General features: G+C 38.6%; 12 protein-coding genes and 1 tRNA gene. 8 read left to right on the top strand and 5 right to left on the bottom strand.

Annotation, left to right across the window (positions count from 1 at the left end):
* Nucleotides 1–223 precede the first annotated feature (223 nt).
* Complete coding sequence (locus AACV33_RS17775; protein ID WP_182700479.1) at nt 224–2,422, bottom strand: TonB-dependent hemoglobin/transferrin/lactoferrin family receptor; 2,199 nt, start codon at nt 2,420–2,422, stop codon at nt 224–226.
* A 332-nt stretch (nt 2,423–2,754) separates the two neighbouring features.
* Between AACV33_RS17775 and pheS the strand changes: the two genes are divergently transcribed.
* The 5 genes from pheS to AACV33_RS17750 all read left to right on the top strand — a co-directional run bounded on the left by pheS (nt 2,755) and on the right by AACV33_RS17750 (nt 10,071).
* Nucleotides 2,755–3,738, top strand: a complete 984-nt coding sequence (pheS, locus tag AACV33_RS17770; RefSeq protein WP_017021109.1) for a phenylalanine--tRNA ligase subunit alpha — start codon at nt 2,755–2,757, stop codon at nt 3,736–3,738.
* Between the two features lie 17 nt (nt 3,739–3,755).
* On the top strand, nt 3,756–6,143 hold the full coding sequence (gene pheT / locus AACV33_RS17765) for a phenylalanine--tRNA ligase subunit beta (protein ID WP_182700478.1): 2,388 nt from the start codon (nt 3,756–3,758) through the stop codon (nt 6,141–6,143).
* A 523-nt stretch (nt 6,144–6,666) separates the two neighbouring features.
* A complete protein-coding gene (ihfA, locus tag AACV33_RS17760; RefSeq protein WP_012550336.1) occupies nt 6,667–6,963 on the top strand; it encodes an integration host factor subunit alpha in 297 nt (98 codons plus the stop codon).
* 203 nt (nt 6,964–7,166) lie between these two features.
* Nucleotides 7,167–8,180 (top strand): succinylglutamate desuccinylase, encoded by a 1,014-nt coding sequence (locus tag AACV33_RS17755; protein ID WP_182700477.1) that lies wholly within the window; start codon nt 7,167–7,169, stop codon nt 8,178–8,180.
* A 109-nt stretch (nt 8,181–8,289) separates the two neighbouring features.
* The gene (locus AACV33_RS17750) at nt 8,290–10,071 is read left to right on the top strand and encodes a M3 family oligoendopeptidase (protein ID WP_017021106.1); all 1,782 of its coding nucleotides are present in this window, start codon (nt 8,290–8,292) and stop codon (nt 10,069–10,071) included.
* A gap of 69 nt (nt 10,072–10,140) precedes the next feature.
* Here the strand turns inward: AACV33_RS17750 and AACV33_RS17745 are convergent, their stop codons facing one another.
* A complete protein-coding gene (locus AACV33_RS17745; RefSeq protein ID WP_012550333.1) occupies nt 10,141–10,623 on the bottom strand; it encodes a YajQ family cyclic di-GMP-binding protein in 483 nt (160 codons plus the stop codon).
* A 15-nt stretch (nt 10,624–10,638) separates the two neighbouring features.
* Nucleotides 10,639–11,691, bottom strand: coding sequence for a 3-deoxy-7-phosphoheptulonate synthase (locus tag AACV33_RS17740; protein ID WP_012550332.1), 1,053 nt, complete (start codon nt 11,689–11,691; stop codon nt 10,639–10,641).
* Nucleotides 11,692–11,912: 221 nt separating this feature from the next.
* Between AACV33_RS17740 and AACV33_RS17735 the strand changes: the two genes are divergently transcribed.
* Entirely contained in the window at nt 11,913–12,797 is an 885-nt protein-coding gene (locus AACV33_RS17735; protein ID WP_182700476.1) for a putative PEP-binding protein, read from the top strand.
* 154 nt (nt 12,798–12,951) lie between these two features.
* Here the strand turns inward: AACV33_RS17735 and AACV33_RS17730 are convergent, their stop codons facing one another.
* Entirely contained in the window at nt 12,952–14,307 is a 1,356-nt protein-coding gene (locus AACV33_RS17730; protein WP_012550330.1) for a hypothetical protein, read from the bottom strand.
* Nucleotides 14,308–14,396: 89 nt separating this feature from the next.
* Between AACV33_RS17730 and AACV33_RS17725 the strand changes: the two genes are divergently transcribed.
* The gene (locus tag AACV33_RS17725; RefSeq protein ID WP_023603167.1) at nt 14,397–15,230 is read left to right on the top strand and encodes a CvfB family protein; all 834 of its coding nucleotides are present in this window, start codon (nt 14,397–14,399) and stop codon (nt 15,228–15,230) included.
* Nucleotides 15,231–15,390: 160 nt separating this feature from the next.
* On the opposite strand, the gene AACV33_RS17720 is transcribed toward AACV33_RS17725, so the two are convergent.
* Nucleotides 15,391–16,944, bottom strand: coding sequence for a diguanylate cyclase (locus AACV33_RS17720; RefSeq protein ID WP_182700475.1), 1,554 nt, complete (start codon nt 16,942–16,944; stop codon nt 15,391–15,393).
* A gap of 199 nt (nt 16,945–17,143) precedes the next feature.
* Here AACV33_RS17720 and AACV33_RS17715 point away from each other — a divergent pair.
* Nucleotides 17,144–17,220: transfer RNA gene (locus AACV33_RS17715), tRNA-Val, on the top strand.
* The last annotated feature ends 268 nt before the right edge of the window (nt 17,221–17,488 follow it).

The raw sequence follows: 17,488 nt of genomic DNA, 5'->3' as shown, positions 1-17,488 counted from the left end.
TAGGTTATTTAACTCGTTTGATGGACTGTATTACCAATCAAAAGATAAAAATGAAATTAGAGATAATTTATTGAATGTATTTAAGAAAAGTTATTTTATTGAAGTGGAACGTTTGAAGGAAATCGATAACTACGGTCCATTTTAATCCTCTGAAATAATAAATAATACAACAGACATAAAAAAGCGGCTATGATGCCGCTTTTATTAGTGTTGAGTTATAAATTTAGAATTTATAGTCTAATTCAATACCCCAGTTACGACCTGCTTGAGCTTTACGGTCAATGCCGTCATCACTAGCTTCAGTACCAATCATGTCGTTGTATAACCAATATTGCTTGTCAAACGCATTGAATAAACCACCACGAAGCGTTAAATCTTGCATTGGTTTGTAGTAAGCGGTTAAATCAACCAAGGTGTAGCCTGCAACATCAATGTTTTCATGACCAACGTTTGACCATTTATCTTTTGCTGCCACCATATTTACATTTAATAAAGCACCGTAAGTATAGCCGACAGAGTCATAACCTAAACCTAGGTTTGAAGTGAGTGGGGCAACACTGTCTATTGATGCGCCAGTTTTTTTATCTCGGCCTTCAGCATAAGCAATACTTAGCTTCGAGTAGGTTCCTTGAGGTGCATCAAACGCTTCATCTAATAAATAAGTAGAACTAAATTCAACACCATAAATTTCCACAGAATCGATATTTTCTTTTGTGTAATGTTCTTTTCCATCGTTCGGGCCACCAACAACTTTACCTATATATTGTTGATTGATGAAATCAGAATAATCATTATAGAAAGCGATTAATTCAACCTGTGCGGCATTTGATTGTGCTCGAATCCCTGTTTCATAAGAGATGCTGCTTTCGGCTTTAAGATCTGGGTTAGCATCTATAACAGCGCCACTGTCATAGAAATAATACATGTCTTGTAGAGTAGGGGCTTTAAAGCCTTGGCTGACTTGAGCAAGTACACTGAAGTTATTGTTTATATGATAAACCGAACCTAATTTAGCCGTAAAAGCGTCATTTTTACTGTCAGGATATTCTGTTTTAAAGCCGTCATTGGTTTCTGGTTTCGCTTCAAATGAGTCATAGCGTAAACCAGCGGTTAGCACTAACTGTTCATCAAGTAAGAAAGCTTGATCTTGTGCAAAAATACCATATTGAGTCATCGTTGCATCGGGCATATCTGTATGTCCGGGGCCAGATGTGCCTTGGTCGTATTTATAATCGGTATTTTCTGTCGCAAATTTGTTTTGTCTAAAGCTCAGGCCGTAAGTGATTTGATGAAAGCCTTCCCCAAATTCCGCGATCTTATCAAATTGAGCATCAAATTGGATTGAATCGTCGTTGGCGATACGCTCACGCATTCGGCGACCGCTGCCATAAGGACCAGTGGAAGTATCGTAGTTTTCAGATAATGATTCAGTTTGTTGTACGTTTAATTTTGATTCTAGCGTATCAAACAACGCATTATTGGCTGTCCATTCGTGCTCTAACCCAACGCGTAATCGAGTTGTTGTGTCTTTATTGTAATTATCATAATAAGTAATGATAGGGACACCTCTACTCATCATGGAATAACCATTTTGGGAAAGCTCATCTTCATTATATTGAGAGGTGTAATATTCAACGGTTGTGCCGATGCGGTGTGAATCATTTAATTGGTAGAAAGCTTTAGCGAGAAGGTTACCAATTTGTGCATCCGCTGGGTTTGCCGCTCCACGATTTGGTCCTTCAATATTAGCACCATTAGAATGAGTTTGTGATTCACTGCCTTTTTTATACGTTAACATAACTAGAGTTTCTAGTTCAGCGGCACGCATTGCCCAAGTACCCGTTGTCTTTGTGCTTGAGTCTACGCTGTTATAGCCTGTTTTTACTTCAAAAGCGTTTTCATCTCCCTCGGTTCTTAAAATATCGTCAGGATTTTTAGTCTCCATTAGAACAGTGCCACCAAGTGCATCAGAGCCATAAAGAGTTGAAGAGGGACCTTTATTTATTTCAATGGCTTTTAACGTGTCAATTTCAATAGTACTAGGGTATTTACGCTGTTCGTTTGAACCGGGGTTGTAAGAGGTAGGTTGTTGGACACCATCCACGAGTACTTTAATTCGGCTATCGCTCATGCCGCGAATTGTAAACCCTGATAAACCAAAACGACCGCCACCGTTAGCACTAACTCCTGGGGTATATTTTAATGCATCTTGAATATCTGTTGCCATTGTATTATCGATGTCATCGGAAGTAACTTTTGATATAGAGCTTGAAACATCTTTAATACTTTGCTCAGTTCGAGTTGCAGAAACAACAACTTCATCAAACATTGTCGCCTTCCCATTAGAAGAGGTTTCTGCATGAAGGATAGGGGAGATAGCCATTAAAATTGAGGCTGCCAAAAATGTTTTTTTGTTAGACATATTAATTCCTTGAAAGTTTTTGTTCTCATAATCTGGAATCGATAATATAGATCGCGAATGATAATTACTATCATTTTCATTTGATCTTTTGTTTTTTTCTTCTATGAGGGGGATTGTCATGAGTACAGGAGGTTAAAATAGAAAAATAAATAGAGAAAAGAGGTAACAAACTGGTGAAAGATAACGCTTTTGATAAAGTAAAATCGCTTTTTTGTATAAGATTGAATCTTTTACTTCAATTCAATTTGGATTTAGCGCTCTGATTCATTAGTATGTACAGTAATATGTATTTTACTCGCAACGGATACCACTAGTAAGTGGATGAGGAAACGATGCAACATCTAGACGAGATCATTGCCAATGCAACGGCAGAAATTGAACAAGCAGGCTCTTTAGTCGCTCTGGACGAAGTCCGTGTTCAATATTTAGGTAAAAAAGGGCATTTGACACTTCAGCTTCAAGGTCTAGGAAAACTAGATCCGACAGAACGTCGTGAAGCGGGTCAATTGATCAATAAAGCGAAGCAGACTGTTCAAACGTTATTAGTTGAGCGTAAAGACTCTCTTCAAACTGCAGAGCTTGAAGCGAAACTTGCTGCTGAAACTATCGATGTAAGCCTTCCGGGCCGTCGTATCGAGAACGGTGGTTTACACCCAGTTACTCGTACCGTTGAGCGTATTGAGCAATTCTTTGGTGAATTAGGTTTCAGCACAGAATCAGGCCCTGAAATCGAAGATGCATTCCATAACTTCGATGCATTGAACATTGCTGATGATCACCCAGCGCGTACTGATCACGATACGTTCTTCTTTAACCCTGATTTAATGCTGCGTACGCACACTTCAGGTGTTCAGATCCGTACAATGGAAAATGGCAAACCCCCATTCCGTTTCATCGCTCCGGGCCGTGTTTACCGTAACGATTACGATCAAACTCACACACCAATGTTCCACCAAGTGGAAGGTATGTTAGTTGATGAGAACGTTAACTTTGCACAGCTTAAAGGTATTCTTCACGATTTCCTTTGTAATTTCTTTGAAGAAGAAGTTGAAGTGCGTTTCCGTCCTTCATTTTTCCCATTCACAGAACCTTCTGCTGAAGTTGATGTGAAGCGTAAAGATGGTAAATGGTTAGAAGTATTAGGTTGTGGCATGGTTCACCCTAACGTACTTCGCTCTGTTGGCATCGACCCTGAAAAATACTCAGGCTTTGCGTTTGGTATGGGTGTTGAGCGTCTAACTATGCTTCGTTACGGCGTAAATGACCTTCGTGCGTTCTTCGAGAACGACCTTCGTTTCCTTAAACAATTCAAGTAATTCGGGGCTAGAAATTTATGAAATTCAGTGAATCTTGGCTACGCGAGTGGGTTAAACCTGCTATTAACAGCGAAGAGCTAGCTCACCAAATCACAATGGCTGGTTTGGAAGTTGATGAAGTTGCACCTGTTGCTGGTGACTTCACCGGCGTTAAAGTAGGTAAAGTGGTTGAGTGTGGTCAACACCCAGACGCAGACAAACTTCGTGTAACTAAAATTGATATCGGCGAAGAAGAGCTTTTAGACATCGTATGTGGTGCATCTAACTGTCGTCTTGGCTTAACGGTTGCAGTTGCAACGGTTGGTGCTGTACTTCCTGGTGACTTTAAAATTAAGAAAGCAAAACTACGTGGTGTTCCATCACACGGCATGCTTTGTTCTTTCTCTGAGCTAGGTATTGATGTTGAATCTGACGGTATTTTAGAATTACCTGAAGGCTCTACATTAGGTATGGACGTTCGTGAGCTTCTTGAGCTTAACGATGTTGCTATCGATGTTGACCTAACAGCAAACCGCGCTGACTGTTTCAGCATTCGTGGTTTAGCTCGTGAAGTCGGTGTTCTTAACCGTGCAGACGTAACAGAACCAACTATCGAAGCAGTAACAACAAGCATCGAAGATACCGTTTCTATTGACGTTAAAGCAACTGAAGCGTGTCCACGTTACCTTGGTCGTGTTATCAAGAACGTAAACGCAAAAGCGGAAACGCCAATTTGGATGCAAGAGAAACTGCGTCGTTGTGGTATTCGTTCAATCGATGCGATTGTAGATATCACAAACTACGTAATGCTTGAGCAAGGCCAACCAATGCATGCGTTTGATCTTGCTAAGATCGACGGCGGCATTGTGGTTCGTATGGCTGAACAAGATGAGAAATTAACTCTTCTTGATGGCAACGAAGCAAAACTAAACAGCAATACACTTGTTATCGCTGATCAAAACAAAGCACTAGCAATTGCTGGTATCTTTGGTGGTAAAGAATCAGGTGTTACGTCTGAAACAACAGATATTATGCTTGAGTGTGCGTTCTTCGCACCAGATCACATCCGTGGTCGTGCTCGTGCATACGGTCTACACACTGATTCATCTCTACGTTTTGAGCGTGGTGTAGATTCAACGCTACAAGCAACAGCGATGGAGCGTGCAACACAGCTTCTTGTTGAACTTTGTGGTGGTGAAGTTGCGCCTATTTCTGCGGCTGAATCTGAAGCAGATCTTCCAAAAGAAAGCACAGTTGCGTTACGTCGCAGCAAACTAGACGGTCTTTTAGGTCATCACATCCCATCAACAGATGTGGTTGAGATCTTAACGCGTTTAGGTTGTGTTGTTGAGACAACGGATACAGGTTGGACAGCAACATCTCCATCATGGCGTTTTGATATTGCAATCGAGCAAGACCTAATTGAAGAAGTAGGTCGTATTTACGGTTACAATAATATTCCAAACCAAGCACCTGTTGCTGCATTAAACATGAACGATCATAAAGAAGCAAACCAACCGCTTAAGCGTGTTCGTGATCTTCTTGTTGACCGCGGTTACCACGAAGCAATTACCTACAGCTTTGTAGAACCTGAGCAACAAAAACTGATCGTGCCTGAGATTGAGCCGTTAATTCTGCCATTTCCAATTTCAGCAGACATGTCAGCAATGCGTCTAAGCCTATGGACTGGTTTGATCAACACCGTTGTTCATAACCAAAAACGTCAACAACCACGCGTTCGTTTATTCGAATCTGGTTTACGTTTTATTCCTGAAGAATCAGCAGAAAACGGCATGCGTCAAGAAATGATGCTTGCTGGTATCATCGCCGGTACTCGTGGTGAAGAGCACTGGGATATTGCAACAAACACCGTTGACTTTTTTGACCTTAAAGGCGATTTAGAAGCGATTCTTGAACTAACAGCTAACGAGTTAGCGTACGAGTTTAAAGCAGCACAACACCCTGCACTTCACCCAGGTCAAACAGCGGCTATCGTTGTTGGCGGAAAAGAAGTTGGTTTCATCGGTACAGTACACCCAGAGCTAGAGCGTAAGTTTGGCTTGAACGGTCGTACAATCATGTTTGAAATCGAGTGGGACGCAATCAACACTCGCGTTATCCCAGAAGCTGCAGCAGTATCGAAGTTCCCTGCAAACCGTCGTGATATCGCGATTGTTGCAGATGAAGCCATTGCTTCTGGTGACATCGTTGCTGAGTGTTTAGCAGCAGGTGGCGAGTTATTAACTAGCGCGAAATTGTTTGATGTTTACCGCGGTCAAGGTGTTGAAGATGGTAAGAAGAGTCTGGCAATCGCACTGACACTTCAATCTGTTGAGCGTACATTAGAAGAGGCTGATATCACTTCAGCTGTTGACGCTATTGTTGCGGCAATTGGTGAGAAGTTCTCAGCAACACTGCGTGACTAATTAGCTCTTTTAGCTAAATATAAATACAATGAATCCAGTATCAATGAAGGTTGATACTGGATTTTTTTTATAATCGAACCTATAAATAATAGGGGAGTATTTAATCCTGTTCATGAATGTGAATCGACAATAGCATGTGTTTTTTATCGATATAAAAAGGAGACTAATCTCTTTCACAATCAAATGGATGGATTAATATTAAAATTATTAATAAATTTCGGCATCATGTCACACTTATTGAAAGTAGATATATATATCGAATTTTCGTAAAAAAGTAGTTAGATTAACTACTATAGTGATGTGTTTAAGCAATAACTGAAAGTTCATGATTGAAATAAAGCGATAATTTATTTTTTGTCTTATAAATGTAGCGCTTTATCACATAAAAAAGTTGGCGAAAATCAGTCAGTTGGCATACACTGTGATTAGTTAGTTTAATCTTATGTCATTGTTCTAACTATTAAGTTTTCCGGTTACAGTAAATACTGTAACTCTGTCCTAACGTAACCTGAGGGTAGTTTTTATGGCACTCACTAAAGCTGATTTGGCTGAGACCTTATTTGAAAAAGTTGGATTAAGTAAACGCGACGCCAAGGAAACGGTAGAAGTATTTTTCGAAGAGATTAAGCAAGCTCTAGAGAGTGGCGAACAAGTGAAATTATCTGGTTTTGGTAATTTTGACTTGCGCGAAAAGAGCGAGCGACCAGGACGTAACCCAAAAACGGGTGAAGACATTCCAATTTCAGCACGCCGAGTAGTAACGTTCAAACCAGGCCAGAAATTGAAAGCACGTGTTGAAGATCTGCCTGTAGAAAAATAATAATGCCGGCTTTGGCCGTAGAATAAATGAAGCTGTATGATAAATCATACGGCTTTTTTTATGCCACTAAGAATTAATAATACTCATCTTATACTAGAAATCAAAAGGGTAGACTCACATTCTGGAATAGATGTTGTTAATCTTATGTTTCATTAATGGTACTGTTTCTTGGTTGAATATTTTACCAAGGAAGAGTAATTCAGATGGAATATACGTCATTTATTAAAGATACTTTAGATCTTACTAAATCAATATCTTCACGTTCATGGGAATTAGCGAACGGAACGGTGGTGATTCAGCACATCAGGGGTGTCGTTGAAGTTGTTCCACCTAAATGTTCAAATAGAGCCATTATCCTTTCTTCTGGTATTCATGGTAATGAAACCTCACCTATCGAAATTCTAGACTCCATCCTTATTGATATTCAATCCGGAAAACTGTGTTTAAATGACCCATGTTTATTTATTTATGGTCACCCTCAAGCGACCTTAAAAGAGCAGCGTTTTTTAGACACCAATTTAAATCGTTTATTTACTGGTTATCATAATGATAATTCAGAAATTAAAGAGGTCGCATTAGCGAATTCTCTGATGAATCAAGTCGATACTTTTTATCAGAAGCATAATGCAGACGACGTGTGGCATTTAGATTTACACTGTGCAATTCGTCGTTCAATGCATTACACCTTCGCGATACATCCTTTTAATCGTCATTATCAACGTTCTGATAAATTACTTTCTTTTCTAAATGACAGTCAGATTGAAGCGTGTTTATTCTCTGAAGCACCGGCATCCACTTTCAGTTGGTACAGTGCTGAATATCATGGAGCGCATGCGGCCACCATCGAATTAGGAAAAGTAGCGAAACTGGGCGAGAATGATTTTGAACCGTTGGCTGATTTCATTCATGGATTAAGAGGGTTTATTAGTACTTCTGAAACAGCGACTAACGAATTGAATGTTGATATAGACAAACACAGTTCATCCTTAATTGAGTATCAAGTAACTCGAAGCATCATAAAGAAAAGTAGTGACTTTGAATTTCACTTCCCTGTGGATTTAGCTAATTTTACGTTGTTTAATGAAGGGCAGTTACTTTCTTCTGAGGGGAGTCAAAAATGTTATGCTAGTGGTGGTGGAGAAAATGTTGTTTTCCCTAATTCTAATGTTGAAATTGGGCATCGAGCTTGTCTATTAGTCCAAAAAATAGATAATTAATATGATGTAAATAATGCAGTAAATAACGAAAAAAAGAGAGCTGAAGATATTGAGTACTTAATGGGTACTATTGGCTTTATATAATAAAACGCGAATAAAGGACCGTATTATGACAGCTCCTAGCTGGGATCTTTCCGTTGCTTTTGAATCATTAAATGATCCAAAATTAGATGCGACAATCATTACTATTGAACAAAAAATAAAGACGCTTTTCAGTTCGACTGCTGAATTACATGCTAGTGCATTACAACAAGCGATTTTAGACAGAGAATCCATTTCAGTGTTACTTGCAACAGTGGCGAGTTATGGTAATTGTATTGCTTCTGTTGATGCGTCTGATAACCAAGCAAAAGCGCTTGTGAATAAGATGAATAAATTGTCATCCGAATTATCACAAGCTTTTAGCCCTTATCTTGATGCGATAGTGAATTCACCAACCGCTTTATTTGAAGAGGTTCTATCATACAGTGAAGAATTAGAAGCCCAACGTTTCTTATTAGAAGAAGAAAGGAAGCTTATTGCGACACGTTTGAGTGTTAAAGAAGAGCAGCTTCTCTCTGCTATGAGTGTTGATGGTAAAAATGCATGGGGCCGTTTATACGATAATATTACCGGTTCTATGACCGTGACGTTAGCGCTGTCTAATGGAGATCAAGAAACCATTGGTTTATCGCAAGCTGCAAGTATTTTATACGGAAGTGATGAAAACCGTAGAGAACCAGCATGGCGAGCAATTCAATTAGCAATGAAACAAAATCAAGAGAGTTTTTCTGCCATTTTAAATGCGTTATCGGGGTGGCGGTTAGCTGAATATGAAAAACGAAGCGCAACAGCATCAGTACATTTTTTAGAGTCAAGTTTACATGGTAGCCGTATAGAACAAGCAACATTAGATAGCATGATGTCAGTAGCAAAGAAAAATCGTGCTGTAGGACAAAAAGCAGCACGTTTAATGGCTAAAATGTTTGGTACTGAGAAGCTAACACCTTGGGATCAACTTGCTTCAATGCCTCCATTGAGTGGGAGTGCTTCTACTTATTCTTTTGATGAAGCGATAGATATCATTAAAGAGGCATTTGGCAGCGTATCTCAAGAAATGGCCGATTTTGTGGCTCTGATGGTAACTAATGGTTGGATTGATGCAGCACCGCAATCGACCAAACGTCTTGGTGCGTATTGTACTAAGTTTGCAGATTCGCGCACACCTCTAGTCTTTATGACATGGGGTGACAGTATGTCGGATGTATTAACGCTTGCTCATGAATTAGGTCATGCATTCCATAATTGGGTAATGCGAGACATGCCTTTATGTAAAACAAAGTACCCAATGACATTAGCGGAAACCGCCTCTATTTTTGCAGAAAATGCAGTTCGTGATGCGTTATTGGCAAAGGCGAAAACAAAAGAAGATAAAATAGAAATGTTATGGGAGGAGTTATCTTCTGCTTTAGCATTAACGATAAATATTCCAGTACGTTATGAATTTGAAAAATCATTTTATGAACAACGCTCAACTCAGGAGTTAGGGCCAGAGCAACTATCAGAGTTAATGAGTAAAACGTGGAATGATTGGTATGGTGATTCAATGTCAGAACCTGATTCATTATTCTGGGCAAGTAAATTACATTTCAGCATTCCTGAGGTGAGTTTTTATAATTACCCGTATTTATTTGGTTATCTATTTAGCATCGGTGTATACGCACAACGAGAAGCAAAAGGGGATAGCTTTTATCGTGATTATGTTAATTTATTGCGTGATACTGGCTCAATGCGTGCAGAAGACGTCGTGAATAAGCATTTGCAAATGGATTTAACGAAAGAGTTTTTTTGGCAGCAGAGTTTGGATAGGGTAAGTAAACAAATTGATGAGTTTGAGCGATTGATTGGATAGTAGAAAATAATAAAGCGTCTACATGTAGACGCTTTATTTTTATTAAATCAAAATGGTGTTGATTTAATATTAGTCACGGAAGTTAGTGAATTGGAATGGTTGACCAAAGTCACCTTCACGAACTATAGCCATTGCAGCTTGAAGGTCGTCACGGTTTTTACCCGTAATACGTAATTGTTCACCTTGGATAGCGGCTTGAACTTTAACTTTTGATGCTTTGATTTCTTTCACTAATTTCTTAGAGATAAGAGGATCAATGCCTTGTTTAAAGTCGATGTCTTGGTAAAAGTTTTTACCAGAATGAACCGCGTCTTTTACATCCATTGAACGAGCATCAACGCCACGTTTCGCAAGGTTACCACGTAAAATATCAACAAGTTGCGTTAGCTGAAAGTCATCTTCCGCTTTAATCTTGATGTTTTCGCCTTTCAATTCAAAGCTAGCATCAACACCACGGAAATCGAAACGAGTAGCTAATTCACGAGTAGCATTATCTACTGCATTTTTTAGTTCAACATTATCAACTTCAGAAACGATATCAAAAGCAGGCATAGTTTATCCTTTAAATTAACGAGAGGTTTTAATAGAGTTTGATAGCATGTCTAACATAGTCACAGTATCTTCCCAGCTTAGGCATGGATCAGTGATCGATTGGCCATAAGTTAGGTTATTTAAATCCGTCATTGGTTGATTGCCTTCAATTAAAAAGCTTTCAGCCATAATACCAACAACTTGATTGCTGCCAGATTCAATTTGATTACAAATATCTTTTGCAACATCAAGTTGACGACGGTGTTGTTTCTCACAGTTAGCGTGGCTAAAATCAACGATCAGATGAGGAGGTAAGTTTACTTCTTCTAACCGTTTGCAGGCATCTGTTACAGAATCAATATCATAGTTTGGTTTGTCGCTACCACCACGTAAGATAACATGACCAAAAGGGTTACCAGCAGTACGGTATACCGTCATGCGGCCTTGTTTATCTGGAGAGTAGAAGTAATGAGAAGCCTTAGAAGCGCGGATAGCATCCATCGCAATCTGAGTATTACCATTGGTACCGTTTTTAAATCCAACAGGACAGGAAAGGGCAGATGCCATTTCACGGTGTATTTGAGACTCAGTAGTACGAGCGCCAATGGCACCCCACGTGATCAAGTCAGAAATATATTGGCCAGTGATCATATCTAAAAACTCAGTCGCTGTAGCTAAACCCAGTTTATTTATGTTCAGTAATAGTTTACGTGCTTTATGAAGACCGGCCTCAAGAGCATAACTACCATCAAGGTTTGGATCGGTAATAAGACCTTTCCAACCTACAATCGTACGCGGTTTTTCAAAGTACGTACGCATAACAATGAAAAGCTCATTTTTATACGATTCTTGGATCTTAGCTAAACGTTCAGCGTAGTCCATTGCGGCTTTAGTATCATGTACTGAGCACGGGCCAACAATGACTAAAAGTCGTTTGTCTTCACCCGTTAAAATTGCTTCAACTTGAGCTCTAGATTGCTCAATGTGTTCGGCAACATCATCAGTAAGAGGATAGGCAGCAGTTAATTCAGCTGGAGTAGGCATTGGGCCTAAAGGCTGAGTACGAAGTTCATCTGTTTGCAATGGCATAGTTTCGCCTGTAATTCTTTTAATACACTAGGGTAAGATAACGGAAAATCAAGAGGGATGAAACCCAAAAATTGATTGATAGGTGTATAGATAAGGAAAAGTTAAGCTATTGTATCTTTTAGGCTTGAGTTGTTGTTAATGTATCGGTATGTTCAACATAAATAACATGTAATCATTCATAAATATAATTAAACTGAATCAATGAGTTCATTGGAGCAAGCATGACTAATACTATTTTACCAACGTTAACTCGCGTAGCTAGTTTACCGTCTTATCAATCAAGCACCGATTCAAATGCATCTTTGTATGTGTCTATCGCAGGGCTTATTCAAGAGCATTTGTTTTATCATCCAAAGGCCGTGATTAATACGCCAAAGATGAGTGACATTGATGCACAAAGTCTTGCGGCAATAATAGAAAGCGCATCTGATGGTAAAACCCATTTTGTTGATACGTTATCTACTGTGATTCTTGACAATATTACTGACGAAACAAAAGAAGTGAAAATTGCTTTTTCTGATGCAGACAGCAGTGCGTTTTCAGGCTTACTTGTTGGTCAATTAGAGCCAAAAGAAATGAACCCAATGATGGGCGTTCGTGGTGTAACACGTTATGCATCGGATGAAAGTTCTGAGCAATTTGCATTAGAGTGTGCCGTAATTAAAAAAGTCATTGCTTCAACTTCGGCAGTGGTTCAGATTGTCGTTCCATTTGTTCGCAACTTAAGTGACGCAGCTACGATTATTGACCGTTTAGCGATTTATGGTTTGCCTCGTGGACTGAATGGTCTAAAAGTACACTTTGTGTGTGATGTACCTGCTGCATCATTAATGGCTGAGAAATTATTGCAATATTTTGATGGTTTGGTTGTTAATGTTGATACGTTAACGCAGTTTACGCTGGGTGTAGATAAACAAAATGAAGCGTTAGAGCATCATTTTGAACCACAGAATGAAGCCGTATTACATTTGATCGGTTGTGCAATTCAAGCTGCGAATAAAGCCAATAAACCCGTAATGATAACCATTGATGAATTGGCTCAAAATACACGAGTTCAAGAGCTGTTAGAACAATTGAATGCAACCGATGTGGTTGTTACTGCGTAATTAATACGATTTACAATTGTATTTGTCTCGTTTTAGAGCACGTTGACGATTGATAGTAAAAAGCCTCCAACTCAAAAAAACAATGAGTGGAGGCTTTTTTAATTTCAGGTTCTTTTTAATAAAAAACAACGAACTCATTCAGAGATGAAGCGATTTAGTTGTTATCTGATATTTTTTCGATATCGACAATTTTAGAGCGGTTAACGACAATCTTCCAACGGTGAAGTTGAGTACTGTAGTCATCCATCGTTTCTCGAATGATTAAGTTAATCAGATGACGTTTTTCAACCGATTCTTTACTGACTTGCCCTTCATTTAACTGATAGATCTTTTCAGACCCTTTTTCCATTAAACGTGCAATAGGGCGAAGATCAATGAGCATGGTTTCACGGGTTTGTTCATACCCAGTCATAAATTTAGTGATTGCCATTTTTGTTTGGCTTTTATAACTTAAAACCACTTCTTCACGTTGAACGACTCGATGTTTACGCAGTTTTTGAATTTCAGAATCGAGCTCGACAAATGTCATGTAATCTAGCCATTCTAATTTTCTACCAACGTAACTGTTGGTTGTAGGATCAAAATAACGTTTACGCCATTTTGGTTGGCCTTTACGTATCCAGCGCCACATTACATCACGTAAGTCATCTTTAAATACCTCACGCATCGCGTAGATAAAAGAGATCGCAAAAATAAAGGAGGCGGTAATTTCACCTAAGAAACCGCGCGCTTGAATTACCATCAATGAAACAAAAATCATAACAACAGCGGTTGCGCCGCCTTTCACCATTCGTTTAATGTGCTTACCTAGTGCAAAGTTTTTCTCTTTTAATACAATAGGGAACTCGATTAAACGACGTAATAAACGCATTTTATTCGACATTCGAGTAATGTCATCACGTGCTTTTCGTGAGTTATAGCTTTTATCTAAACGGTGTAATACTTCTTTTTCACAGATATCAATTAAGCGTTCTTTTACAAGTTTATATTCTTCATTTCTTGGCATATGAGCAAGTAATGAAAGAAAACGTTGCTCAGTGTACCAAGATAAATAATTATCGATATTGGCATAGTAACGTTTTAAATTATCTTCATAAGGTACGTTACGTCGTAACTTTCTAAGGATGTCGATGGCGAGATCAATTGCATCATCCACTTCTTTATGCGTAATGTTTTCACGGGAAGTTTCATTCAGTTGCTGTACGGCTTTTTCTAAGGCAAGTGCATATTGATAAGCATACAAACTCAAACTTAAACGATATTGTTCAGTTGATAAGCGTCCACGTTGAGCTAAGCGAGAGTGGACAAGGGGAAGATGGTTTTTATCACTGAAATAGGTACGCTGGCTTTGAATTGAGCTGAAATAAAATTCAGATTCAGAAACCATGTCTTTGTTTAAACCTAACTCTCCAGGAATAAAAAGATACATCTCAAGCTCATGCTGCTTAGATTCTTCAACGATGTGGGATATTTTTAGTGATAAGCCATCTTTCTTACCAACTGTAATCACAGGAAATTCCTATAAAAATGGTAATTCATACAGCAAGCATATCAGAGTTCGGGTATAATCGCCGAGTATTTTATTTAGGAATTGAAGTAATGATTAAAATTGGTCAAATCAACAAATTAGAAGTAACAAAAACGGTAGATTTTGGTGTCTTTTTAGATGGCGGAGATTACGGTTCGATTCTTCTTCCAAGTCGTTTTGTTCCAGAAGGCACAGCAACCGGTGAAGCGCTTGATGTGTTTATTTATCTTGATTCAGAAAATGAAGTGGTTGCCTCTACAGAAACACCAAAAGCGCAAGTAGGCCAATTTGGTTTAATGAACGTGATTGGCACCAACAGCATTGGTGCGTTTGTGGATTGGGGTATCGCTAAAAAAGACTTATTGGTGCCATTCAGTGAGCAACGTGGCCGTTTAGATGAAGGTCAAACCATCCTTGTTTACGTATACATCGATAAAGCATCTAGCCGTATTGTCGGTACTACTCGTTTTAACAAATGGTTAGATAATACGCCTGCTAATTATGAGAAAGGCCAACAGGTTGATATCTTAATTGCAGAACGCACTGATCTTGGCTACAAAGCCGTAATCAATGGCGAGCATTGGGGTTTGATTTTCCACTCTGATGTATTTGGTAAGCTTTTCATTGGTAAGCAACTAAAAGCCTTTATTGCAGAAATGCGTGAAGACGGTAAAATTTCATTATCTCTACAGCGTCCAGGTGTGGCTCGTATGGATGAGTTAAGTGAAAAAGTAATCGCAACACTAGAGAAAAAAGAAGGTTTCTTACCTCTAAGTGATAAGTCAACACCAGAAGCTATCTTTGCTGAGTTCAGAACAAGTAAAGGTACATTCAAGAAGACGATAGGCGGCCTATATAAAGCAGGTAAAATTACTATTGAAAAAGATGGTATTCGCTTAGCTTAACGTTAGTTGAGTAGCTTCCCTAAAAAAAGAGCCCGAGACGATTCCTAGTCACGGGCTTAGGGGAAGAGCTCTAGTGAGAGCCTTGCGCTAATTAATGGAGAACATTACATTATTGAGATTAGTACAAGCCAATCATTTGTCCACTTCAATCTATTCTTTTTTATATGTCTTTGTAATGAGTGATTTTATCACGTCCGGTATTCTTCGAGTAATACAACGCTTTATCTGCTTGTTCTATAACATCATCTAACAATACATCCGGTTTATTTATGGTTGTTATCCCCGCGCTTAATGTAATGTTCGCTTGTAACGTATTATAGTTATTAATTTGTTGTCGGATTTTGTCAGTAAACGCCATTACCTTCGCTTCATCATTCTCTCGAATAAAGAAAATAAATTCTTCACCACCATAACGAGAGGAGATAATGTGGGTATGCTGCAAGATAATTTTTCCGACAATGCTGATCACTTTATCACCGACAATATGACCATAAGTGTCATTAATACGTTTAAAGAAGTCGATGTCTAACAACACAATTGAATAGGGCGTGAATTTATTATTTTTCTTATTTAATTTTATTAATGGCGATACTTTATTATGGAAGGTACCACGGTTATATAAGCCAGTTAAATAATCACGATTCAGTATGTTAATGAGTTTCTTGTGACGCTTACTCAGAAGTAAGAGTAGGGTTCCAATAATCGTAATTAAACTTAATACTAAGGTAAGTAAGCTGTATAGAAGCGTGTTTGTTGGGCGGTTTAATTCATCTCGAGATATCCCCGAGACAATAGCCCAATCAAGATGTGGGTAGTAAATGAATAAGACATCTTTTTTATAAGATTTGCCATTCATCTTAATTTGATAAGAATAACTTTCAACGTAAGTCGTTCGTTGAGAGATGGATGAAGCATTAGGCACTTGATTCATTTGTAAATTATAACTATGTACTGATTGCTGGATCTTTTTTAGTAACCCTTTTGCATGAGATCCAATGAGGCTTTCAATGTTTTCACCTTCATAATTAGGGTGAAGGATCAGCTTACCGTCTAAGTCGATGACATAGACGTACCCAGTGCTGCCATATTGGTATTTATCGAGTTTAGTTTTTAAGATGTCTTTATTAATAAAATGAAGTAGTTCGTCTTTGTAAGCACTGGCAGAGACAATAAAATCAATGTTTTTTAAATAAACAGAATAGGTTACTTTTTTTCGTGGTTTTTCTTCACCAGGATTTGTCCATAAGTACTCAACAAAGTTATCACTTTTGCTAATTTGTTCTTGAATATGAATGTACTGTTTAACGTCTCGCCCTTGAAAAATAGGGTGGAACAATAATTTACCCTTTGAGTTTAAAATGTAAGGGTAGCCACTTGCGCCAATTTTGCTTTTATTAATGTAAGTCTGGATTAGCTCATTTTTTTGTTGCTGAGTTAAAGAGGATGACGATTCTATTTCATTAATAAATTCAGCAGAGGTTGTCACAATACCTTTTAAGTAGCGTCGAATAGATTCGTTTAATGCGGTATCAATAATATCGTAACTGGCTTCAATGGAGTTATTAAAGGCTTGAAATGAGGATGTTCGGATAGTCTTCTCGACTGACTGAAAACTCTGCACACTAAAAGTTAAAGAGATGATGGCGATACCAACAAGGAGTAAGATCGCAATAGGTTGTAAAAATGCAAAGCGATGAAATCGACTGGTTGGCATGAGTGAATGTCCTTTTAACGGTATTTGCGATTGTATTTTAAAAGTAGTTATGTATCAAGGTGTTCTGATTTTAATCGCATCGATTACTTACTAACCAGTTGGCGTTTTTTTTGAAAATATTGCTTGCGGATTTTTACTGAAGTAGATATTATCTCTCTCGTTCTCAAGGCGAAGTTAATTACTTCCCGGTTAACGATTTGCCCGCTTAGCTCAGTTGGTTAGAGTACTTGCATGACATGCAAGGTGTCACTGGTTCGAGTCCAGTAGCGGGCACCACATTATACGAAAGAGCCCACCTAGTGTTGTACTTTTTGGCTATTTTAATCTCTGAAGTAACATCGAAAGTAGATAATTTTAAAAAGGTTACTCGCAGTGTTACTTTAAACCGTGGGTTTTACAAAATACGAATGGACGCTAACGGACGCATAAGCAGCTAACTGACTGATTAGGTGGGAATTACAGGCACAAAAAAGCCCACACTAGGTGGGCTCTTTCGTATAATGTGGTGCCCGCTACTGGACTCGAACCAGTGACACCTTGCATG

Source organism: Aliivibrio sp. SR45-2 (assembly GCF_963890165.1).
In the GTDB taxonomy this organism is placed as follows: Bacteria; Pseudomonadota; Gammaproteobacteria; order Enterobacterales; family Vibrionaceae; genus Aliivibrio; species Aliivibrio salmonicida.
Note: the sequence above shows the minus strand (reverse complement) of the source record. Positions and strands in the feature narration are given on the sequence as shown.